The 19824-nt window shown below is 72.3% G+C and carries 23 protein-coding genes; 17 read left to right on the top strand and 6 right to left on the bottom strand.

Annotation, left to right across the window (positions count from 1 at the left end):
- Positions 1-136 precede the first annotated feature (136 nt).
- Both ACFYW3_RS30535 and ACFYW3_RS30530 read right to left on the bottom strand, forming a co-directional pair.
- Positions 137-1159, bottom strand: coding sequence for a LacI family DNA-binding transcriptional regulator (locus tag ACFYW3_RS30535; protein ID WP_267801251.1), 1023 nt, complete (start codon positions 1157-1159; stop codon positions 137-139).
- 24 nt (positions 1160-1183) lie between these two features.
- On the bottom strand, positions 1184-1987 hold the full coding sequence (locus tag ACFYW3_RS30530) for a winged-helix domain-containing protein (RefSeq protein WP_389387954.1): 804 nt from the start codon (positions 1985-1987) through the stop codon (positions 1184-1186).
- 469 nt (positions 1988-2456) lie between these two features.
- Between ACFYW3_RS30530 and ACFYW3_RS30525 the strand changes: the two genes are divergently transcribed.
- The 10 genes from ACFYW3_RS30525 (at position 2457) to ACFYW3_RS30480 (ending at position 9692) form a co-directional block, all read left to right on the top strand.
- A complete protein-coding gene (locus tag ACFYW3_RS30525; RefSeq protein ID WP_351753473.1) occupies positions 2457-2711 on the top strand; it encodes a MoaD/ThiS family protein in 255 nt (84 codons plus the stop codon).
- Positions 2712-2721: 10 nt separating this feature from the next.
- Entirely contained in the window at positions 2722-4389 is a 1668-nt protein-coding gene (locus ACFYW3_RS30520; protein WP_389387953.1) for a hypothetical protein, read from the top strand.
- A gap of 80 nt (positions 4390-4469) precedes the next feature.
- Positions 4470-5186: a DUF2993 domain-containing protein gene (locus tag ACFYW3_RS30515; protein ID WP_351753479.1), complete on the top strand. Its 717-nt coding sequence runs from the start codon at positions 4470-4472 to the stop codon at positions 5184-5186.
- Positions 5187-5341: 155 nt separating this feature from the next.
- On the top strand, positions 5342-5428 hold the full coding sequence (locus ACFYW3_RS30510) for an Ms5788A family Cys-rich leader peptide (RefSeq protein WP_389387974.1): 87 nt from the start codon (positions 5342-5344) through the stop codon (positions 5426-5428).
- 190 nt (positions 5429-5618) lie between these two features.
- Positions 5619-6464, top strand: a complete 846-nt coding sequence (locus tag ACFYW3_RS30505) for a sulfurtransferase (protein ID WP_351753482.1) — start codon at positions 5619-5621, stop codon at positions 6462-6464.
- 82 nt (positions 6465-6546) lie between these two features.
- Positions 6547-6837, top strand: a complete 291-nt coding sequence (locus tag ACFYW3_RS30500) for a DUF1416 domain-containing protein (protein WP_053680793.1) — start codon at positions 6547-6549, stop codon at positions 6835-6837.
- 125 nt (positions 6838-6962) lie between these two features.
- Positions 6963-7226: a DUF3099 domain-containing protein gene (locus ACFYW3_RS30495; protein WP_267801255.1), complete on the top strand. Its 264-nt coding sequence runs from the start codon at positions 6963-6965 to the stop codon at positions 7224-7226.
- A 322-nt stretch (positions 7227-7548) separates the two neighbouring features.
- Positions 7549-8121 (top strand): FABP family protein, encoded by a 573-nt coding sequence (locus tag ACFYW3_RS30490; protein ID WP_351381517.1) that lies wholly within the window; start codon positions 7549-7551, stop codon positions 8119-8121.
- A gap of 79 nt (positions 8122-8200) precedes the next feature.
- On the top strand, positions 8201-8668 hold the full coding sequence (locus ACFYW3_RS30485) for a transcriptional repressor (protein WP_351753486.1): 468 nt from the start codon (positions 8201-8203) through the stop codon (positions 8666-8668).
- A gap of 55 nt (positions 8669-8723) precedes the next feature.
- On the top strand, positions 8724-9692 hold the full coding sequence (locus ACFYW3_RS30480) for a YgfZ/GcvT domain-containing protein (protein WP_389387952.1): 969 nt from the start codon (positions 8724-8726) through the stop codon (positions 9690-9692).
- Positions 9693-9750: 58 nt separating this feature from the next.
- On the opposite strand, the gene dtd is transcribed toward ACFYW3_RS30480, so the two are convergent.
- Positions 9751-10176 carry a D-aminoacyl-tRNA deacylase gene (gene dtd / locus ACFYW3_RS30475; protein WP_053680800.1) on the bottom strand — a complete coding sequence of 142 codons (426 nt, stop codon included), beginning with the start codon at positions 10174-10176 and terminating at the stop codon, positions 9751-9753.
- A gap of 132 nt (positions 10177-10308) precedes the next feature.
- On the opposite strand from dtd, the gene ACFYW3_RS30470 reads away from it, so the two are divergent.
- From ACFYW3_RS30470 to ACFYW3_RS30440, 7 genes are all read left to right on the top strand, one after another.
- Positions 10309-10929: an AmfC protein gene (locus tag ACFYW3_RS30470; protein WP_351753490.1), complete on the top strand. Its 621-nt coding sequence runs from the start codon at positions 10309-10311 to the stop codon at positions 10927-10929.
- 132 nt (positions 10930-11061) lie between these two features.
- Positions 11062-12306, top strand: a complete 1245-nt coding sequence (locus ACFYW3_RS30465; RefSeq protein WP_389387951.1) for a GNAT family N-acetyltransferase — start codon at positions 11062-11064, stop codon at positions 12304-12306.
- Positions 12307-12453: 147 nt separating this feature from the next.
- Positions 12454-13245 (top strand): putative protein N(5)-glutamine methyltransferase, encoded by a 792-nt coding sequence (locus ACFYW3_RS30460; protein WP_389387950.1) that lies wholly within the window; start codon positions 12454-12456, stop codon positions 13243-13245.
- A 66-nt stretch (positions 13246-13311) separates the two neighbouring features.
- On the top strand, positions 13312-14196 hold the full coding sequence (sigJ, locus tag ACFYW3_RS30455; protein ID WP_389387949.1) for an RNA polymerase sigma factor SigJ: 885 nt from the start codon (positions 13312-13314) through the stop codon (positions 14194-14196).
- Positions 14197-14319: 123 nt separating this feature from the next.
- A complete protein-coding gene (locus ACFYW3_RS30450; protein ID WP_351753500.1) occupies positions 14320-14736 on the top strand; it encodes a helix-turn-helix transcriptional regulator in 417 nt (138 codons plus the stop codon).
- Between the two features lie 17 nt (positions 14737-14753).
- Complete coding sequence (locus tag ACFYW3_RS30445; protein ID WP_389387948.1) at positions 14754-15368, top strand: hypothetical protein; 615 nt, start codon at positions 14754-14756, stop codon at positions 15366-15368.
- A gap of 141 nt (positions 15369-15509) precedes the next feature.
- Positions 15510-15848, top strand: a complete 339-nt coding sequence (locus tag ACFYW3_RS30440) for a DUF2516 family protein (protein WP_351753505.1) — start codon at positions 15510-15512, stop codon at positions 15846-15848.
- A 76-nt stretch (positions 15849-15924) separates the two neighbouring features.
- On the opposite strand, the gene ACFYW3_RS30435 is transcribed toward ACFYW3_RS30440, so the two are convergent.
- From ACFYW3_RS30435 to ACFYW3_RS30425, 3 genes are all read right to left on the bottom strand, one after another.
- Positions 15925-17214 carry a PP2C family protein-serine/threonine phosphatase gene (locus ACFYW3_RS30435; protein WP_389387947.1) on the bottom strand — a complete coding sequence of 430 codons (1290 nt, stop codon included), beginning with the start codon at positions 17212-17214 and terminating at the stop codon, positions 15925-15927.
- A 485-nt stretch (positions 17215-17699) separates the two neighbouring features.
- On the bottom strand, positions 17700-18800 hold the full coding sequence (locus tag ACFYW3_RS30430; RefSeq protein ID WP_351753510.1) for an NlpC/P60 family protein: 1101 nt from the start codon (positions 18798-18800) through the stop codon (positions 17700-17702).
- Positions 18801-19011: 211 nt separating this feature from the next.
- Positions 19012-19824 carry a class I SAM-dependent methyltransferase gene (locus ACFYW3_RS30425; RefSeq protein WP_351753513.1) on the bottom strand — a complete coding sequence of 271 codons (813 nt, stop codon included), beginning with the start codon at positions 19822-19824 and terminating at the stop codon, positions 19012-19014.

Below are 19824 nucleotides of genomic sequence, written 5' to 3'. Positions count from 1 at the left end.
TCTATGACTGTGTCCGGGGATCATGAGAGCTTCCTGAGTCCCGGCTGAGAAGCCCGACAGAACCGTGTATGCCCGATATAAGGACAGGGGCCGGGACCGGGCTCGGGGATCCCCGAGCCCGCCCGAGAGCGACGTCCTAGCGGCAGCCGCAGGACCGTCGGATCACCAGCGCCGACGGGAACTGCTTGAGCCGCTCCCGGCGCGAGCCCGCCACCCGCAGGGCGTCGTCCAGGACGAGGTCCACCGCCGCGCGGGCCATGGCCGTGCGGTCGGAGGCGATGGTGGTCAGCGGCGGGTCCGTCAGCGCCGCTTCCTTGACGTCGTCGAAGCCGGCCACGGCCAGCTCGCCCGGTACGTCGATGCGCAGTTCCCGCGCCGCCCGCAGCACACCGATGGCCTGGTCGTCGGTGGCACAGAAGATCGCGGGGGGCCGGTCCGGCCCCGACAGGACCTCCAGGGCGACCGTGTACGCGTCGTAGCGGTTGTACGGGGCCTCGAAGAGCCGCCCCTCCACCGAACGCCCGGCCTCCAGCATGGCCCGCCGCCAGCCCTCGACGTGGTCCGCGACCGGGTCGCCGACCGACGGGGTGTTCTCGACGCCGCCGATGCAGGCCACGTACGGGTGCCCGTGCTCCAACAGGTGCCGGGTGGCGAGCTGCGCGCCGCCGATGTCGTCGGTGATCACCGCGACGTCGTCGATGGCCTCGGGACGCTCGTGCAGCAGCACGATCCGCGCGTCCCACGCCTCGATCTCCGAGGCGGCGCGCTCGCTCATGCCCTGGCTGACCAGGATCAGCCCGGAGACCCGCATGCCGAGGAAGGCGCGCAGATAGTGGACCTCGCGCTCGTCGCGGTAGTCGGAGTTGCCGACCAGGACCATCTTCCCGCGCTCGGCGGCGGCCTGTTCGACCGCGTGCGCCATCTCCGCGAAGAACGGCTGCCGCGCGTCCGGGACGATCATGCCTATGAGGTCGGTGCGCCGGGACGCCATCGCCTGCGCGACCCGGTCGGGCCGGTAGCCCAGCTCCTTGATCGCGGCGAGTACACGCTCGCGCGTGGCCGGGGCAACCGGCCTGGGTCCGTTGTTGATGACATAGCTCACGACGGCGGTAGAGGTACCCGCAAGTCGCGCCACGTCATCCCGCGTCACCTTGGCCACGCGCGGCAGTCTACGCGGGGTGACCTACCTCTGGGCAGGCCGTCCCGCAGACTCGATCGGCACCGGGGTTTCCTCCGGACGGGGGAGGGCCGCGGCCGCCTTCGCGGCCGCCTTCGCGGCCGCCTGGGCCGCCGCTTCCGCCGCCGCCCGCTCCACCTTCTCGGGGGTGACGAAGCGGTAGCCGACGTTGCGCACGGTCCCGATCAGCGACTCGTGCTCGGGGCCGAGTTTGGCGCGCAGTCGACGCACGTGGACGTCGACCGTCCGGGTGCCGCCGAAGTAGTCGTAGCCCCAGACCTCCTGGAGCAACTGGGCGCGGGTGAAGACCCGTCCCGGGTGCTGGGCGAGGTACTTGAGCAGCTCGAACTCCTTGAAGGTCAGGTCCAGGACCCGACCCTTCAGCTTCGCCGAGTAGGTGGCCTCGTCGACCGACAGGTCGCCGTTGCGGATCTCCATCGGGGAGTCGTCGGAGCCCATCTGCTGCCGGCCGGTGGCGAGCCGCAGGCGCGCCTCCACCTCGGCGGGCCCGGCGGTGTCGAGGAGGACGTCGTCGATGCCCCAGTCGGCCGTGACGGCGGCCAGACCGCCCTCCGTGACGACGAGGACGAGCGGACAGCCGGGGCCCGTCGAGCGCAGCAACTGGCACAGAGACCGCACCTGCGGGAGGTCGCGGCGCCCGTCGATGAGGATGACATCGGCTCCGGGGGTGTCCACGAGGGCCGGTCCCTCGGCGGGCGCCACCCGTACGTTGTGCAGCAGCAGGCCGAGGGCGGGCAGCACCTCGGTCGACGGCTGCAGGGCGTTGGTCAGCAGCAGGAGAGAGCTCATGCCCGACCACCTGCCCGGGTCGGGCGTTTGTGCACGTGCGTGTGCACGGATCGCTGGTCCATCACGTCGGTTCCTCCTCGGTCCCGTCGAGGACTTTCGCGGCACTGCTTCGTACGACTTGCCTCGCGTTCCCGGTCCCCGCGCCCTGGGGTCCGGGGTGACGCACTGTTCTCGGTCCGTTCAACGCGCTGAAAGCACAAAAGGACCCGGGGGCTACGTTGCCCGGATCCTCTACGCCGCCAGAATAGCCCACCCGCCCTTTCGGGGCAGAGGCTCCGACGAACCCCTTCTGTGGTTCCTGCCACGCCCGCCACCAGGGTATGCCCCGGTTTCGTCTGATCGGCGGGCTCTGGCCGTCCCACCCGGGCGCACTCGGGCGCACTCGGGGCGCGCGGAGGCACGCGGGGGTGGGTGGTCGGAGGGTTCATCATGGATGCCGACGAACAGAGAGCCGACGAGGGGAGCAGCTGTGGCAACCGGAACCATCCGCTACTGGGCGGCGGCCAAGGCCGCCGCCGGGACGGCGGAGGAGCCGTACGCGGCGCGGACGCTGGGCGAGGCGCTCGACGGCGTGCGCGAGCGCCACCCGGGAGAACTGACCCGGGTCCTGCTGCGCTGCTCCTTCCTCGTGAACGAAGAACCTGTGGGCAAGCGCCCGCACGATGCCGTCCTGCTCACGGAAGGCGGCACCGTCGAGGTGCTTCCGCCGTTCGCGGGCGGGTGAGCGGGAGCCCATGAGTACCCCTGAAGAGCAACAGCGCAGGCAGCAGCAAGAGCAGGAGCAGGAGCAGCAACAGCACGATCCGTACGATCCGTACGGGACGCAGACCTGGCAGGCCGACACCTGGGACACCGGCTACCAGCCGATGCAGCCGCAGCTCGGCGGGGTCCCGGGCCAGAGCGGGCAGCAGCCGGCGCAGCCGGTGGCGCCCGAGGGCTGGTTCCGCGAGGAGGCGCAGGCGGCGCCCGCGCAGGAGTGGGCCGAGACGGCGTACCCGCCGCCGTACCAGGAGCCGTACCAGGGCTCCCGGCAGCCGCAGCAGCTCCAGCAGCCGCCGCAGCAGCCGGCGCAGCCGTCCCAGGGGCACCAGTTCCAGCCCCAGCAGCAGCCCCAGCAGCAGCAGCAGCAGGCGCAGCAGCCGCAGCAGGCGTCGTACGGGCAGCCCGTGGCGCCGGAGGCCTGGTTCCGCGAGGAGGTGCAGGCGGCGCCCGCGCAGGAGTGGGCCGAGACGGCGTACCTGCCGCCGTACCAGGAGCCCCAGCAGCCCCAGCAGTCGCAGGGGCAGCAGTTCCAGCCCCAGCAGCAGTTCCAGCCCCAGCCCCAGCAGCAGCCCCAACCGCAGCAGCCGCAGCAGGCGTCGTACGGACAGCCCGCGGCGCCCGAGGGCTGGTTCCGCGAGGAGGCTCCGGCCGCCCCGGCCCCAGCCCCCGCCCCGGTCCCCGCCGCCCCGCCCGCCTCGGCCGGCTGGGCCGAGGAGACGGCGTACCTGCCGCCGCAGCCCGCGGAGCCGGCCGTGGAGGCCAGCGCCTACCTGCCGCCGGTGACGGCCGCCCCGGAGCCCTCGCAGGGTGCGCCTGACGCCGACGCCGACCCCGGTGCGCGGGCCGAGTACTCCCCGCCGACGCTCGGGGGCAACACGCTCCGTGCCGTCGACCCCGCGCAGGCCCGCGCCGAGGGCCGGTCGCCGATCATCGACCCCGGTCCGCAGTCGGCGATACTGACCGCCGCCCTCGGACTGCTGCTGGCCGCGGCCGCCGCGTTCGGCGACCTCGCGCTGCTCGTGCCGCTGATCGCCCTCCAGGGCCTCACCGCGGCCGGCTGGTTCCGCCTCAACGGCATGTGGCCCGCCCGTCAGGGCATCGCCCTCGCCTTCCTCGGCGCCGTGGTCGCGGACGCCGCCGTGCTCGCCGTGGACGAGGTGAACGGGCCCGGCGCGATCATCGGCACCCTCGGTGCCTGGGTGCTGCTCACGCTGGTGCTCCAGCTCCGCAGCCACGCGGACCCCGACGAGCGGATGTACGGACTCATGGCCTCGGTGGCGTCCGCCGCCCTCGCCATCGTCTGCGCCGGGTACCTGGCCTCCGGCTCCGACGCCGTCAGCGTGGGCGGGGTCGCCGTCGCGGTCGCCGTCTTCGCCCGGGCCCTGCCGCTGCCGGCGCCGGCGTCCGTGGCGGTCTCGCTGGCCGCCGCGGCGGGTGCGGGCATCGCGGTCGGCACGATGACGGGCATCGGGACGGGCGGGGCGCTGCTCGGTCTGGCCGCCGGGGTGTGCGCCCTGGTGGGTCTGCGGGTGGCCGCGTACGACTACCCGTCGAAGTTCGTCCACATGACGGCCGGTGTCGCGTTGCCGCTGGCGGCGGCGGCCCCCGCCGTCTACCTGATGGGCCGGGTGGTGGGCTGACGTCGGCCGCACGTTCGACCCCTCCCCTCGCAAGCGTGGTCAACTAGGGCGCACGTACTGATCTATTGGGGGAGGGGCACGTGCGTTTTCTGCGGGCCATCGTCATCATCGGAGTGATCCTGGGGGCCCTGTTCGTGGGCGCCGACCGCTGGGCGGTCGATTACGCCGAGAACCAACTGGCCGACAAGATCCGGTCCCGGCAGGGGTTGTCGGGTGACGTGGAGGTGGACATCCACGGCTTCCCGTTCCTGACCCAGGCGTTGGACCACCGGCTGGAGCAGGTGGACCTGGTGCTCACGGGCGTGGACGCCTCCGCCGAAGGCCGCAAGGCACGGCTGACGCGGATCGAAGCCGCCTTCCACGACGTGAAGTTGAACAGTGACTACACCGGGGGCACGGCCGGCAGGGCCGAGGGCAAGGCCCTGGTCTCCTATGCGGACCTGACCGCGGCCTCGGAGACCGGGGTGACCGTCTCCTACGGCGGGCAGCCGGGCAAGGTCAAGGTCAGCGCGACGGTGGACTTCCTCGGCAGGAACTTCACCCGCAGCGTGATCTCGACCGTCACGCTGGAGGACGCGAAGGACTCCCCTGGCGGCAAGATCGTCCGGGTACGCGCCGAGGAGGTCCCGGGCGAGGGGATCCCGGGGATCGAGAAGGTCGTCCGGAAGAAGACCGACTTCGACCGCCGGCTCGACGCCGGCCTGCCGGCCGGACTCCGGCTCTCCACCCTGACGTCGGACGAGGCGGGCGTGCATCTGGCGCTGACCGGCACGAACGTGTCGCTGGCCGGATCGTGAGACGGTGCGGTCCGCCCCTTAGGAGGGCGGGTCGCGCGAAGAGCCCCGGAGGCCGCCCGAGCGGCCTGCCGGGGCTTTCTCGTCCATCATTCGGACGATCCTGTCTCGACATGTGACACGCCGGTGACAGGGCGGCCGATTCGTCCCTACGATCCATGACTATGAAGCATCAGGCGGACCTCACGAAGCGGCGGGCAGTAGACCTGTGTCGCGTCGCCGCGATGCTCTGTCGATCCATGTGACGTGTGAGCGCTTCCGCTCCACCGGCCGGACGACCGGCCCTCCCCGCGTGACCGCACCCCGCCTTCCGCTCGCCCGCCGCCTCCCCGCCCGGGTACCGCGAAGCCGATCCGTCCGCGGCGCGCACCCGCAGCACCACCCCGCAGCAGCACCAGCACCACCCCGCCGCACACTGCCCCGGAGGAGAACACCATGAGCCGCAGCGACGTCCTCGTAGACGCCGACTGGGTCGAGGCCCACCTGAACGACGCCGACGTCGTCATCGTCGAGGTGGACGAGGACACGTCCGCCTACGACAAGAACCACATCACCAACGCCGTCCGGATCGACTGGAAGAGCGACCTCCAGGACCCGGTCCGCCGTGACTTCGTGGACCAGGAGGGCTTCGAGAAGCTCCTCTCCGCCAAGGGCATCTCCAACGACGACACCGTCGTCCTCTACGGCGGCAACAACAACTGGTTCGCGTCCTACGCCTACTGGTACTTCAAGCTCTACGGCCACCAGGACGTCAAGCTCCTCGACGGCGGCCGCAAGAAGTGGGAGCTCGACTCCCGCGACCTGGTCGACGGCAAGGACGTCCCGAACCGCCCGGCCACCGACTACAAGGCCAAGGCCCAGGACACGTCCATCCGTGCCTTCCGTGACGACGTCGTCGCCGCGATCGGCTCCCTGAACCTGGTCGACGTCCGCTCGCCCGACGAGTTCTCCGGCAAGCTGCTCGCGCCCGCGCACCTCCCGCAGGAGCAGTCGCAGCGCCCCGGCCACGTGCCGAGCGCCCGCAACATCCCGTGGTCGAAGAACGCCAACGACGACGGCACCTTCAAGTCCGACGACGAGCTGACCGCCCTCTACGAGGCCGAGCAGGTCGATCTGGCGAAGGACACCATCGCCTACTGCCGCATCGGTGAGCGCTCCGCGCTCACGTGGTTCGTGCTGCACGAGCTCCTCGGCCAGGAGAACGTCAAGAACTACGACGGTTCGTGGACCGAGTACGGCTCGCTCGTCGGCGTGCCGATCGAGCTCGGCGCCGCCAAGTAACCCGAGCAGCCCCTGCCGGGCACGCGGGGCCGCGCGCCCGCAGCCAGTACGCAGTACGACCCCTCCAGGACAGGACAGAGACATGTGTGGAGCAAAGACCGGCGGGCCCGACCTCGCCACCCTCAAGCCCGGTGAGACCGCCATCCAGGGCCAGGTGACCAAGGACGGCGAGCCCGTCGTCGGTTACGTGCGGCTGCTGGACTCGACCGGCGAGTTCACCGCGGAGGTCCCGACCTCCGCGACCGGCCAGTTCCGCTTCTACGCGGCCACCGGTTCCTGGACGCTGCGGGCACTCGTCCCGGGCGGCCAGGCGGACCGTGCCGTCGTCGTCGCGGACGCCGGCGGCGTGACGGACGTGGCCATCGCCGTCTGATCGCTCCACACGAGAACGGCCGGAGGGCCGCACCCCAGGGGGTTGGACGCCACTGGAACGGGGTGCGGCCCTTCGTGCCGTCCCGGCCCGTGCGCGAGGGCCCGCCCCGGACCTACGCTGGAGGCATGTACGCCCGGCGACGCCGCGCCTACTTCCTCATGATGGGCGGCTGCCTTTTCCTCTTCGTCTCGGCCTGGTCCTTCGTACGGCTCTTCTCCGTGCCGGCCGCCGTGGCGATGTGCGTCGTCGCCATGGTCATCCCGCCGGTCGCCGCGATGATGGCGAACCGGCGCGGCCCGGACGACCGCTGGTGGGACGACCCCTCGGGCGACAAGAAGTCGGACGAGTGGTGGGACGAACTCGACGGGAAGCACCGCCGCGACGAATGACGCGCCCCGGCGGGCAGGGCCCGGCCGCCGGGCCCGCCACCGGTACGGCCCACCTCGCAGAGTGCGCCGGGCCCCGGGCCAGTAGGCTGGGGGACCGGCCCCGTACCTCCGGGGACTCCGTCCCGGGGGGACCCCCCGAACGCAACCTCCGAGGAGCACCTCCCGTGCTTGAGACTTTCTTCTCCGCCCTGCTGGTCCTGGTCTGCGTCGGCGTGCTCGCCTTCACCGCCCTGGCCGTGAAGAAGCTGTACCAGGGCCAGCGCTGACCCCCTGATCGGCAGTCGTCCCTCCCGGATCCCTCCCACAGATCGCCTGAGCACACATGATCCAGATCCCGTCCGACCTGAACCCGGGCCTCGTCCCGCTCGCCTTCCTCCTCGGCAACTGGGAGGGTGCGGGAGTCTTCGACTTCCCCGGCGAGGAGAAGTGCAACTTCGGCCAGGAAGTCGTCTTCAGCCACGACGGCCGGGACTTCCTGGAGTACACCTCCCACACCTGGGTGCTCGACTCCGAGGGCAACAAGGTGCGGCCGCTCGAATCCGAGTCCGGCTACTGGCGCATCGACAAGGACCGCAAGGTCGAGATCGTCATGGTCCGCGACCAGGGCGTCGTCGAGGTCTGGTACGGCGACCTCGCCGACCAGAAGCCGCAGATCGACGTCGTCACCGACGCGGTGGCCCGCACGGCGGCCTCCGGCCCGTACAGCGGCGGCAAGCGGCTGTACGGCTACGTCAAGAGCGACCTGATGTGGGTCGGCGAGAAGGCCACGCCCGACGTCGAGCTGCGCCCCTACATGTCGGCCCAGCTCAAGAAGGTCGTCACCCCGGAGGAGATCGCCGACATGGCGCGCAACCTGCCGGACATGCCGGACGACGGCATCGCGTTCTTCCGCTGATCGGCCGTTTTCCACAGCCTGTGCGAGAAGGGGACCCCGGGACCGCCCGCGGTCCCTTTCGCGCGCTTACACTGGCCGGGTGGTGAGCACCGAGGACACCGGGACCGCCGACGGCGGACTCGACTGGAAGAGCGACCTGCGGCAGCGCGGATACCGGCTGACCCCGCAGCGCCAACTCGTGCTCGAAGCGGTCGACGCGCTGGAGCACGCGACCCCCGACGAGATCCTCGTCGAGGTCCGCAAGACGGCCTCCGGGGTCAACATCTCCACCGTCTACCGCACGCTGGAGCTCCTGGAGGAGCTCAAACTGGTCTCGCACGCCCACCTCGGACACGGCGCCCCCACCTACCACCTCGCCGACCGGCACCACCACATCCACCTGGTGTGCCGCGACTGCGCCGAGGTGATCGAGGCCGATCTGGACGTGGCCGCCGAGTTCACCGCGAAGCTCCGCTCCACCTTCGGCTTCGAGACCGACATGAAGCACTTCGCGATCTTCGGGCTCTGCGCGAAGGACGCCGCCAAGCACCGCGCCGCCGAGGCGTAGCACCGCCGCGGGACACCCCGTGGGATCGTCGGGTCCGGGGTCGTACGCTGGTGACATGACCAGCAGCCCCTTGCTCCATCTCCCCGGCGCCGTACCGGCCGAAGGCCGCGACGAGGGCGTCGCCGCCCACTACGGAGAGCTGTACGGCGAACAACGTGCCCTCGCGGACGGCCGGGGCTTCGTCGACCTCTCCCACCGCGGGGTCGTCACCGTCAACGGCGCGGACCGGCTGAGCTGGCTGCACCTGCTGCTCACCCAACACGTGACCGACCTGCCGCCCGGACAGGCCACCGAGGCGCTGATCCTCTCCGCCAACGGGCACATCGAGCACGCCCTGTACCTCGTCGACGACGGCGAGACGGTCTGGGTGCACGTCGAGCCCGACACCCAGGAGGCGCTCATCGCCTACCTGGAGTCCATGAAGTTCTTCTACCGCGTCGAAGTCGCCGACCGCACGGCCGAGTTCGCCGTCGTCCACCTGCCGGCCGGCTCGATCGCCGAGGTGGCCAAGGAACTCGCCGTCCGCGAGACCGCGTACGGCCGGGACGTCTTCGTGCCCCGCGAGGACCTGGAGTCGTTCGCCGCCGCGCACGGCCCCGCCGCGGGCCTCCTGGCGTACGAGGCCCTGCGCGTGGAGTCGCACCGGCCGCGCCTGGGCCTGGAGACCGACCACCGCACCATCCCCCACGAGCTGGGCTGGATCGGCACCGCCGTCCACCTCCAGAAGGGCTGCTACCGGGGGCAGGAGACCGTCGCCCGTGTCCACAACCTGGGGAAGCCCCCGCGCCGGCTGGTGTTCCTGCACCTGGACGGCTCCGAGGTGCTGCTCCCGGCGCACGGCACGCCCGTACGGCTCGCCGCCGACGGCGAGGAGGGCCGGCAACTGGGCTTCGTGACCACCGCCGTCCGCCACCACGAACTGGGGCCGATCGCGTTGGCGCTGGTCAAGCGGAACGTCCCGCCGGACGCGCCGCTGCTCGTCGGGAAGACGGCCGCCGCGCAGGAGGTCGTCGTCGCGCCGTGACGGGCCCGGGTGTCGTCGCGCCGTGACGGGCCCGCGCGGGGCACCGTCACGGCGCGCCCTACACGTCGATGACGATGGTGAACGGGCCGTGGTTGGTCAGCGAGACGCGCATGTCCGCCCCGAACCGGCCCGTCTCCACCGTCGCGCCCAGCGCCCGCAGCCGCGCCACGACCTCGTCGACCAGCGGCTCGGCCACCGGTCCGGGCGCCGCCGCGTTCCAGGTGGGGCGGCGGCCCTTGCGGGCGTCTCCGTAGAGCGTGAACTGGGAGATCACCAGCAGCGGGGCGTTCACGTCGCTGCAGGACTTCTCCGCCTCCAGGATCCGCACCGACCACAGCTTGCGGGCCAGCAGCTCCGCCTTCTCCGGGGTGTCGTCGTGGGTGACCCCCACCAGGACGCACAGTCCCTCGCCGACGATCTCCCCGACGGTTTCGCCGGCCACCACGACGCTCGCGCCGTCCACCCTCTGCACCACTGCTCGCATACCACCTGTGTATCAGGCGTGCACCCGTCCGGGGCCGATCGGGTGCAGTGGGACTGCATCCACACCACGGACAGTGGCACGATGCACGCAGGCGGTGCCTCCGGCACCGGTCGAGGGGACGGACACGTTCACATGAATCTTTCTGGTACCTCCGTACCTGCGCCCGCTTCGGCGACGACGGCCACGACCGCCGACGTCGCGGCGGCGGCGCTGAGACCTCCCGCGCAGCGCACCGGCGAGTCGCAGGGGCCGACCACCCCCGCCACCGCCCTCGGGCTGCCCGAACTGCGTGCCCTGCGCCGGGACGCGCAACGCGACGAGGCCGATTTCAGCTACGTACGCAGACTCCTGCACGGCCGCATCGACATCCTGCGCGCCGAACTCGCCCGCCGCTGCGACCCCGAGGCGGCCCGGCGCGCGAACCCCGAGACGCCGGTGGTGGACCGGCTCTCGGAGATCCTCGCCGACGCCCCGTCCAGCCGCAGCGCCTCGGCCCGGCACGTCACGCTCGCCGCCCCGCACAGCGAGGCGTTCCGGCTGCTGGAGGCGGAGATGCTCTGCGACGTTGAGCTGTCGGACCTGGGCGCCCGCACGGACGACGAACTGCACGAGGCGATGGGCCGCTTGGTGCGCTACGAGCAGCAGGTCTCCCGGCGCCGGCAACAGTTGCAGCGCACCGCCGACGAGGCCGGCGCGGAGATCACCCGCCGGTACCGGGAGGGCGAGGCACAGGTGGACGACCTGCTGGCGTAGTGCCGTGGCCGGCAAACCCTTCCGGCCACGGCACCAGCCGCGGGGGCGCCGGGGCCGGCGGTGAGCGGGCCCCTTCGGGGCGGCGGAAATTCAGGCGACGGGCCCGCGGCGCGGCGGTTAGCGTGGCCGGCCATGAGCACCGACGTCCGGCCGATCGCCGCCTCCGAACTCCCCGACTGGCTCCGAGCCCTGAACACCGGCTTCCTCACCACCGCCCCGGTCACCGACTCCGACGTCGCCCAACGGGCCGAGTACGGCGATCTGGCCCGCACCCGGGGCGCCTTCGACTCCGAGACCGGCCGCTGCGTCGCCACCTTCCGGTCCTTCTCGCAGGAGCTGACCGTTCCCGGCGGGGCCGTCGTCGTCGCCGACGCCGTCTCCAACGTCACCGTGTCGCCCACGCACCGCCGCCGGGGCCTGCTGACACGGATGATGCGCGCCGACCTGACGGCCGCGAAGGATCGCGGCGACGTGTTGTCCACGCTGATCGCCGCCGAGTACCCGATCTACGGCCGGTACGGCTACGGGCCGGCCGCCTCGATCGCCGAGTGGGAGATCGAGGTGGCCCGCACCGGCCTGGACCCGCGCCGGTCCGGGCCCGGGGACGGCGGGCGGATCGACCTGGTGGACGCGGCCGAGGCCCGGCGGATCGGCGTCGCCCTCCACGAGCGGCTGCGCGCGCACGCGCACGGCACCGTGAACCGCGACGACCGCTGGTGGAACCTGGCGTCCGGCACGGAGCAGATGTCCCACCGCCCCTACAAGGAGTCGTTCCACGCCGTCTACCGCACGGCCGACGGCGAACCCGCCGGGATCGCCGTCTACCGGGCCGACGACCACTGGAGCGACGCGAAGCTCCCGCAGAACACCGTGCGGGTCAAGGACCTGATCGCGGTCACCGTCGACGCGCAGCGGGCCCTGTGGCACTTCCTGTGCTCCATCGACTGGGTGCAGAAGGTCCGCACCGGCTATCGGGCCCCCGACGACCTCGTCCCGCTGCTGCTGCCCGATCCGCGGGCCGCACGCCTGGTGACCGCCGCCGACTTCCTGTGGGTGCGGGTGCTCGACGTCGTACGGGCGCTGGGCGCGCGGACGTACGCCGTGCCGGGGGTCCTCGTCCTGGAGGTGACCGACGCGGCGAGCCTGGCCGACGGGCGCTACCGGCTGGACACGGGCACCGGGGGCTGCGCCCGTACGGAGGAGCCCGCCGACCTGCGTCTCGACGTGTCCGCGTTGGGGTCCCTGTACCTCGGCGACGAGTCGGCGGTCCGGTTGGCCGCGCTGGGGCAGGTCACGGAGGTGCGGCCGGGGGCGTTGGCGCTCGCCGACGCGGCCTTCCGCACGGCTCGCCGGCCGTGGTGCCCGGACGTGTTCTGACCGGCCCGTTCCCGTACCCCGTCACATGCGGGGCGGGCGCGGAGTCATTGTGGGTGAGGGGCACGAACGGACCGTGCGCGGCGGCCGTATCGTCGCCATCGACATCCTGGCGGATCCGGCACGGCTGGAGACGCTGGACGTCACCGGATGGGAAACCGAGGACTGAGGTACGTGGCAACACTCGTGGAACGCCTGCGCGCGGCCGGCTGTGTCTTCGCGGAGGAGGAGGCGGACCTGCTGACGGCCGCCGCGCGGGACGAAGGACACCTGGCGGGCATGCTGGCCCGCCGGGTCGCCGGCGAGCCCCTGGAGCTGGTGGTGGGCTGGGCCGGCTTCTGCGGCCTGCGCATGGAGGTGGGCGAGGGGGTGTTCGTACCGCGCCGGCGCAGCGAGTTCCTCGCCCGGGAGGCCGTGGCGCTGGCCCGGCCCGGCGCGGTGGTCGTCGACCTGTGCTGCGGCGTGGGCGCGCTGGGCGCGGCGGTGGCCTCGCAGGTCCCGGGCGTCGAACTGCACGCGTCGGACATCGACGAGGTGGCCGTCGGCTACGCCCGCCGGAACGTGGCCCCGTACGGCGGGACCGTCCACCGGGGCGACCTGTACGCGGCGCTGCCCGAGGGCCTGGCGGGGCGGGTGGACGTCCTGGTGGTCAACGCCCCCTACGTGCCCACGCGGGAGATCGGCTTCCTGCCGCCGGAGGCCCGCGAGCACGAACCGCTGACCACCCTGGACGGCGGCGCCGACGGTCTGGACGTCCACCGCCGGGTCGCGGCCGGGGCGCTGCGCTGGCTGGCACCGGGCGGACACCTGCTGATCGAGACGAGCGCCCGGCAGTCCCCGGTGACGGCGTCGGCCCTGGCGGCGGGCGGCCTCACCGTACGGGCCGTCGGCTCGCGGGAGCTGTATGCGAACGTGGTGATCGGCGCCCGACCGGGAGCCTGAACGGCCCACCGTTCCGGGGGAGTCGACGGAGGGGCGGGCCGGGACCGACGGGGGAGGGGACGCGCGGTGGACCACGGGGCATGGCGGGCGGATCGGTTCGAGGAGCACAGGCCGAGGCTGACAGCGGTGGCCTACCGGATGCTCGGCTCGCTCAGCGAGGCCGATGACGCGGTCCAAGAGGCCTGGTTGCGCCTGGACCGCACCGACGCCGACGCCATCGAGAACATGGCGGCCTGGCTGACCACGGTCGTCGGCCGGGTGTGCCTGAACATGCTGCGTTCCCGGGCGACCCGCCGCGAGGACCCCTTGGAGTCCCGGACCCCCGACCCGATCGTCAGCGGCGAGGACGGTCTCCACCCGGAACAGCAGGCCCTGTTGGCGGACTCCCTGGGCCTGGCGCTGCTGGTCGTCCTCGAATCGCTGGCGCCGGCCGAGCGGCTCGCGTTCGTCCTGCACGACATGTTCGCCGTGCCCTTCGACGAGATCGCCCCGATGATCGAGAAGACCCCGGCCGCGACCCGGCAGCTCGCGAGCCGGGCCCGCCGCCGGGTGCGCGGCAGGGCGCCCGCCCCCGATCCGGACCTCGGGCTCCAGCGCCAGGTGGTCAGCGCGTTCTTCGCCGCGGCGCGGGACGGCGACTTCGAGGCGCTCGTCTCGGTGCTCGACCCCGACGTGGTCCTGCGCTCCGACGGCGGCGTGACGCGCGCCCGCCACACGCTTGTGTTCAACGGCGCCCGCACGGTGGCCTCGCAGGCGATCACCTTCGGTTCCCTGTCGCCGTTCGCCCGCCCCGCGCTGATCAACGGGACCGCCGGCGTCATGGTCGTGATGGACGGCCGCCGCCTGTCGATGATGGCCTTCACGGTCGTCGGCGCCAGGATCGTCGCCATCGACGTCCTGGTCGACCCGGAACGCCTGAAGGAGCTCGACCTGAGCGCCCTCGACCTCTGAGTCACGGGCCCCCGGCCGGGGCACGCGCGCGGGAGTGCCCCGGCCGGGTGTCGTCCCTCACGGAGTGGGAGCTATTGCAAGCGTCTGCTTGCAATAGTTAGCAAGGTGCGGCAGGATCGGGGCATGGCATCGCTCAACGTCGGGAACCTCGGCGAATACCTCCGTGAGCAACGGCGACAGGCCCAGCTTTCGCTGCGGCAACTGGCCGACGCCGCAGGGGTGTCGAACCCGTACCTGAGCCAGATCGAGCGCGGGCTGCGCAAGCCGAGCGCGGACATCCTCCAGCAACTGGCCAAGGCGCTGCGGATCTCCGCGGAGACGCTGTACGTGCAGGCCGGAATCCTGGACGAGCGGGATCGGGACGAGGTCGAGACGCGGGCCGTCATACTCGCCGACCCGTCCCTCAACGAGCGGCAGAAGCAGGTGCTGCTCCAGATCTACGACTCGTTCCGCAAGGAGAACGCGCCGGCCGCGGCAGCCGCCGACGCCGCCGCGGCGGTCGATGCCGACGACGAGCCGCCCCAAACGAACCGACTGTGATCCGGGAGGACCAGCACATGGCCATCGCCGATGACCTGAAGAAGACCCTCACCGACCCGACCCCGCTCTACTTCGCCGCCGGCACCGCCGACCTCGCGGTGCAGCAGGCCAAGAAGGTGCCCGGGTTCATCGAGCAGCTGCGCGCCGACGCCCCCGCACGCATCGAGGCCGTGAAGAACACGGACCCGAAGGTCGTCCAGGAGCGGGCCAAGGGGGCGCAGGAGACGGTCACCGCCAAGGTCGCCGAGGTCTTCGGGTCGATCGACCCGAAGAAGCTGGGCGAGACCGCCCAGGACCTGGCCCTGCGCGGCGTGGGCGTGGCCGCCGAGTACGCGGTGCGCGCCAAGGAGACCTACGACAAGGTCGCCGAGCACGGCGAGCAGGCCGTACGGGCCTGGCGCGGCGAGCTGACCGACGAGATCGTCGACATCGCCGAGGTCGTGGAGCCGGCGGCGCCCGCGAAGCCGGAGCCGGCCGCGGAGCCGGTAGCCGCCGACGCCTCCGCCGACGCCGACGCCTCCGCCGACGCCGACGCCTCCGCCTCCGCCGAGGAGAAGCCGTCCGCCCGGAAGACCACGGCGCGCAAGAGCACGGCGAAGAAGACGGTCGCCGCGACCGGCGACAAGAGCTGACACGACCGGCGACAGAGCAGATCGGACGGGCGACGGACCGGGCACCGGGAAGGTGTCCGGTCCGTTGTCATGGGTGAGGGCCGCTTCCCCCGGTAGCGTGGGGGCGAAGGGCATCCGACGCGGAAGAAGGTGGTCGAGGCGATGTTGATGAACGGTTTCGACAACGGGGTCGTCCCGTTGCTCGGGTACGCCATGCTGGCGCTCGCCGTCGTGGCCTTCGTGTTGGCGCTGATGGCGCGCGACGATGCCTACCGGGCGGCCGACAAGAAGACCAAGACCTTCTGGCTGGTCATCCTCGGCATCACGATCCTCGTGGACTTCTTCCTCGGGATGCTGTTCCTGCAGATCGCCGGCCTGGTGGCCTCCATCGTCTTCATGGTCGACGTCCGACCCGCCCTGAAGCAGGTCTCGGGCGGCGGTCGGCGCAGCGGCGGCAGCAGCAGCGACGGTCCGTACGGTCCGTACAACGGCGGCCGATAGACACTCCCCACCGGGGGCGACCCCGGTGAGGGGCCCGGCGCCGCGCGCCGGGCCCGGCTCTCCGCGCGGGAGAGGCTCAGCCCTCCGCGCGGGAGAGCAGGACCACGGCGACGTCGTCGGTCAGCTCGCCGCCGTTGAGGCGCCGGGCCTCGGTGACGGAAGCCTCCAAGAGGCTCTCACCGCTCAGCCCCTGATCCAGGTGCCGGTTGATCATCTCGACCATTCCGTCCTGTCCGAGCCTTTCCTTGCCCTCGCCGATCTTCCCCTCGATGAGGCCGTCGGTGTAGAGCATGAGGCTCCAGGTCCCGCCCAGCTCCACCTGGCGGCGGGGCCAGCGGGCCTTGGGGAGCAGCCCGAGCGCCGGCCCGCTGTTCTCGTACGGGAGGAGCCGCGCGGCCCGACCCGGCCTGGAGATCAACGGCGCCGGGTGACCGGCCAGGCAGAGGCCGGCGCGCCGGCCGTCCGGGGCGATGTCCACGGTGCACAGCGTCGCGAAGATCTCCTCGCAGGGGCGCTCCACCTCCAGCACCTCCTGGAGGGTGGCCAGCAGATCGTCCCCGCACAGTCCCGCGAGGGTCAGCGCGCGCCAGGCGATGCGCAGCTCGACACCGAGGGCGGCCTCGTCGGGGCCGTGGCCGCAGACGTCGCCGATCATCGCGTGCACGGTGCCGTCCGGGGTGCGGACCGTGTCGTAGAAGTCCCCGCCGAGCAGGGCCCGGCTGCGGCCGGGCCGGTAGCGGGCGGCGAAGCGGAGGTCGGAACCCTCCAGAAGGGGGTTCGGGAGCAGTCCGCGCTCCAGGCGGGCGTTCTCCTGGGCCCGGAGTTTCGATTCCGCGAGCTTGTACTGGGCTATGTCGGCCCGCTTTCTCTCCACGGCGTAGCGGATGGCCCGGCTCAGCAGCCGGCCGTCGAGCTCGTCGCGGAAGAGGTAGTCCTGGGCGCCCACCCGTACCGCCTCGGCGGCGTGCTCCGCGTCCGCCTCGGCGGTCAGCACCAGTACGGCGTGACGCGGGGCGAGCCGCAGGACCTCGCGGAGCGTGGCGAACCGGTCGTCCGCGGCACCGGGCCCCGGGTTCGCGAGCGACAGGTCCAGCAGGATGCAGTGCACGTCGGGAGTGAGCAGCCGGGTGGCCTCGGTGAGGTTGCGGGCGGTGCGCAGCCGTATGCGATGGCCGTCGGCGCCGAGCATCTCGGGCACGGTGAGGCCGCCCGCGGGATCGTCCTCGATGACCAGGAGGGTCAGGGACGTCTGCGCGGGTACGGGGACGGGGATGGTGGTCGGGACGTGCTCGACGGCGGTGGCCAACAGGGCCTGGCCGCCCTCCGTGGCGAGGTTCTCCCTCTGCCGCGGTATGGGTAGGGGCATCGTCTCCGGTTCCTTCCCTCCCCCCGAGGGTGCGCTCATGCGCTCGACCCTAGCGGGCCGGAACGGGGGAGCGGAATGGCGGTTCGGTGGAGGTCCCGGGTAGGGCCTCCGTCATATGCCGTTATCGCGGGGGAAATGCGGGCTGATGGGATGACCAAGCTCACGGTGTGGAGGACAGGGCCCCGCCTGCCGAGATGCCCCGATGTGGGCTTCACCACGCACCCCGGACCAAAGGGGGCTGTACGGAGAGCCCCCGGCCCGTCTCGACCAGGCCCGCCCCGCCCCGACCCAGCCCACCGGACGGCACCCACCGGAGGGCACCGGGCCGCACGCGCCCGGCCAGGCACCGGGGCCGCCCGGGACCCGCACCGGTCCGGCAAGGCCCGTGGCGGCTCGGGCCCGGGCTCCGCCAGGGCCCGGGAACCCACGGCCCCGCAGGACCACCGTCCCAGCACCCCCACGACCCGCGCCCCGCGGCCCCGCGGCTACGCGTCCGGGCGGACGACCGCCTTGATCGGCATCGAGCCGGCGCCCGCCATCGTCACGTCGCGGCCGGGGCGCGGCGCGTGGACCATGGCCCCGTCCCCGACGTACATCCCGACATGGCTCGCGTCGTCGAAGTAGATGATCAGATCGCCCGGCCGCATGTCCTTCACCGCGACCTTCCGCAGCCGCAACTGCTCCTGCGAGGTGCGCGGGATGGCCTTCCCCGCGGCCAGCCAGGCCTGTGAGGTCAGGCCCGAGCAGTCGAACGACCCCGGACCCGTGGCGCCCCACACGTACGGCTTGCCTATCTGGGCGGTGGCGAACTGCACCGCCCTCTTGCCCGCGTCCGTCGCCTTGCCGTTGACGTCCTTCATCGCGCCGGACGACAGCCACTGCGTCTGAGCCTTGTACTGGGCTTCCTGTTCCAGTTGGAGCAGCCGGGCCTTCTCCTCGGCCTCCAGCTTGCTCTCCAGGTCCTGCGCGGCCTTGATCTTCTCCTCGATCCGCTTCTTGGACTTCTCCCGCTCGACCCGGTTCGTCTCCAGCTTCTGCCAGACCGCGCTCGCGTCCTTCGCGTACCGCTGGAGGTCGTGCTGGGTGCGGTCGAGCTCGGTCAGCAGGTCCGTGGTGGCCTTCTCGCCCTGCCGCAGCCGGTTCTTGGAGTCCAGGAACTGGCTCGGGCTGTCGCTCAGCACCAGCCGCGCGCCCGCCGGCAGCCCGCCCGAGCGGTACTGGGCCCGGGCGGCGGCGCCTGCCCGGTCCTTCAGCCCGGTGATCCGCTCCCGGCCGGCCACGATCAACTGCGCGATCTGGACGATCCGCTCCGACTGGACCTTCGTCTCGCTCTCCGCGAGGTTGTACGCGTCCGTGGCGCTTCCCGCCTGGCGGTACAGATCCTCTATCTCCTTGCGGATCTGCTCCAGGGACTTCGCCCCCGGTTCGGGCGTGGGCGCCGCCGGCGCTCCGGGCACGGAGGGAGCCGCGGGAGCCGCGTGCGCCGTCCCCGAGAGTCCGAGGCCCGGGGCCGTCACCATCGCCATCGCGCACAGCAGTGTGAGAGCGGATGCGCCCCGTCGGTGCGCTCGCTTCACGGTCCCCATGGTCCCCCCAGGTGCCCCGCGTCAGACCGATGTCATCCCACACCGAAACTGACTATTCATCAGTAACTTGGCACTGCCTTCGGGATGGTGCCACGAGTCCGTGAATTCCGACACCCTTGCGGATGTCCCCCCGACGATCACCAGCCACGTCACGCCCGCCCCTGACGACTCAACGGGTCGCTCCGGACACGGGTTCCCCGACACGCGAGGTTCACCCCGTCGGGCGCAATGCCTCCCAGCGCACCGTCAGTTCCCCCTGCCTCCACCGCACCGGCCCGTCCGCCAGCGGCCAAGTCCCGGCCAGCGCACGGGCCGTGCGGATCCAGCGCTGCCGCGCCCCGTACGAGGCGTACGGGGCCGCCGCCGCCCACGCCCGGTCGAAGTCGCGCAGGAACGCGTGCACCGGCTCACCCGGGACGTTCCGGTGGATCAACGCCTTCGGCAGCCGCTCGGCCAGGTCCGACGGTCGCTCCAGCGACCCCAGCCGGGTCGCGAACGTCACCGTGCGCGGCCCCTGCGGACCGAGCGCGACCCACACGTGCCGGCGCCCGATCTCGTCGCAGGTCCCCTCGACGAGCAGCCCGCCGGGGGCCAGCCGGGCGCACAGCAGCCGCCACACCTCCTCGACCCGCTCCTCGTCGTACTGGCGCAACACGTTCGCGGCGCGGATCAGCATCGGTGCCACGCCGCCGTCCAAGGGGACCTCGAAGCCCCCGTGCCGGAAGTCGAGGCCCTCCCGCTCGTACGGCTTGGCACCCGCCACCCGGGCCGGCTCGATTTCGATGCCGACCACCCGCACGGCGGGGGCCGCCGCGCGCAGCCGCGCCAGCAGTTCCACCGCCGTCCACGGCGCCGCCCCGTAACCGAGGTCGACAGCGACGGGAGCCGTCGCCCGCCGCAGCGCCGCCCCGTGCGTCGCCGCGATCCAGCGGTCCATGCGACGCAGACGATTCGGGTTCGTGGTCCCGCGCGTCACGGTGCCCACGGGGCGTCTCGGGGGCGGCGGGGTGCTGCGGGAGGCCAT

The sequence above is a fragment of the Streptomyces sp. NPDC002602 genome (assembly GCF_042889445.1).
Taxonomy (GTDB): domain Bacteria; phylum Actinomycetota; class Actinomycetes; order Streptomycetales; family Streptomycetaceae; genus Streptomyces.
The sequence above is the reverse complement of the archived record's forward strand: the minus strand, read 5'-3'. Positions and strand labels throughout refer to the sequence as shown.

Bases quoted from the DNA above. Each gene is read 5' to 3' on its own strand.
- ACFYW3_RS30460 (WP_389387950.1), top strand. From the start codon at position 12,454: ATGGGAAACCGAGGACTGAGGTACGTGGCAACACTCGTGGAACGCCTG.
- ACFYW3_RS30425 (WP_351753513.1), bottom strand. From the start codon at position 19,824: ATGGCCTCCCGCAGCACCCCGCCGCCCCCGAGACGCCCCGTGGGCACC.
- ACFYW3_RS30490 (WP_351381517.1), top strand. From the start codon at position 7,549: ATGATCCAGATCCCGTCCGACCTGAACCCGGGCCTCGTCCCGCTCGCC.
- ACFYW3_RS30440 (WP_351753505.1), top strand. From the start codon at position 15,510: ATGTTGATGAACGGTTTCGACAACGGGGTCGTCCCGTTGCTCGGGTAC.
- ACFYW3_RS30430 (WP_351753510.1), bottom strand. From the start codon at position 18,800: ATGGGGACCGTGAAGCGAGCGCACCGACGGGGCGCATCCGCTCTCACA.
- ACFYW3_RS30445 (WP_389387948.1), top strand. From the start codon at position 14,754: ATGGCCATCGCCGATGACCTGAAGAAGACCCTCACCGACCCGACCCCG.
- ACFYW3_RS30530 (WP_389387954.1), bottom strand. From the start codon at position 1,987: ATGAGCTCTCTCCTGCTGCTGACCAACGCCCTGCAGCCGTCGACCGAG.
- ACFYW3_RS30470 (WP_351753490.1), top strand. From the start codon at position 10,309: ATGAATCTTTCTGGTACCTCCGTACCTGCGCCCGCTTCGGCGACGACG.
- ACFYW3_RS30495 (WP_267801255.1), top strand. From the start codon at position 6,963: ATGTACGCCCGGCGACGCCGCGCCTACTTCCTCATGATGGGCGGCTGC.
- ACFYW3_RS30435 (WP_389387947.1), bottom strand. From the start codon at position 17,214: ATGCCCCTACCCATACCGCGGCAGAGGGAGAACCTCGCCACGGAGGGC.
- dtd (WP_053680800.1), bottom strand. From the start codon at position 10,176: ATGCGAGCAGTGGTGCAGAGGGTGGACGGCGCGAGCGTCGTGGTGGCC.
- ACFYW3_RS30480 (WP_389387952.1), top strand. From the start codon at position 8,724: ATGACCAGCAGCCCCTTGCTCCATCTCCCCGGCGCCGTACCGGCCGAA.
- ACFYW3_RS30510 (WP_389387974.1), top strand. From the start codon at position 5,342: ATGACTATGAAGCATCAGGCGGACCTCACGAAGCGGCGGGCAGTAGAC.
- ACFYW3_RS30505 (WP_351753482.1), top strand. From the start codon at position 5,619: ATGAGCCGCAGCGACGTCCTCGTAGACGCCGACTGGGTCGAGGCCCAC.
- ACFYW3_RS30520 (WP_389387953.1), top strand. From the start codon at position 2,722: ATGAGTACCCCTGAAGAGCAACAGCGCAGGCAGCAGCAAGAGCAGGAG.
- ACFYW3_RS30500 (WP_053680793.1), top strand. From the start codon at position 6,547: ATGTGTGGAGCAAAGACCGGCGGGCCCGACCTCGCCACCCTCAAGCCC.
- ACFYW3_RS30465 (WP_389387951.1), top strand. From the start codon at position 11,062: ATGAGCACCGACGTCCGGCCGATCGCCGCCTCCGAACTCCCCGACTGG.
- ACFYW3_RS30450 (WP_351753500.1), top strand. From the start codon at position 14,320: ATGGCATCGCTCAACGTCGGGAACCTCGGCGAATACCTCCGTGAGCAA.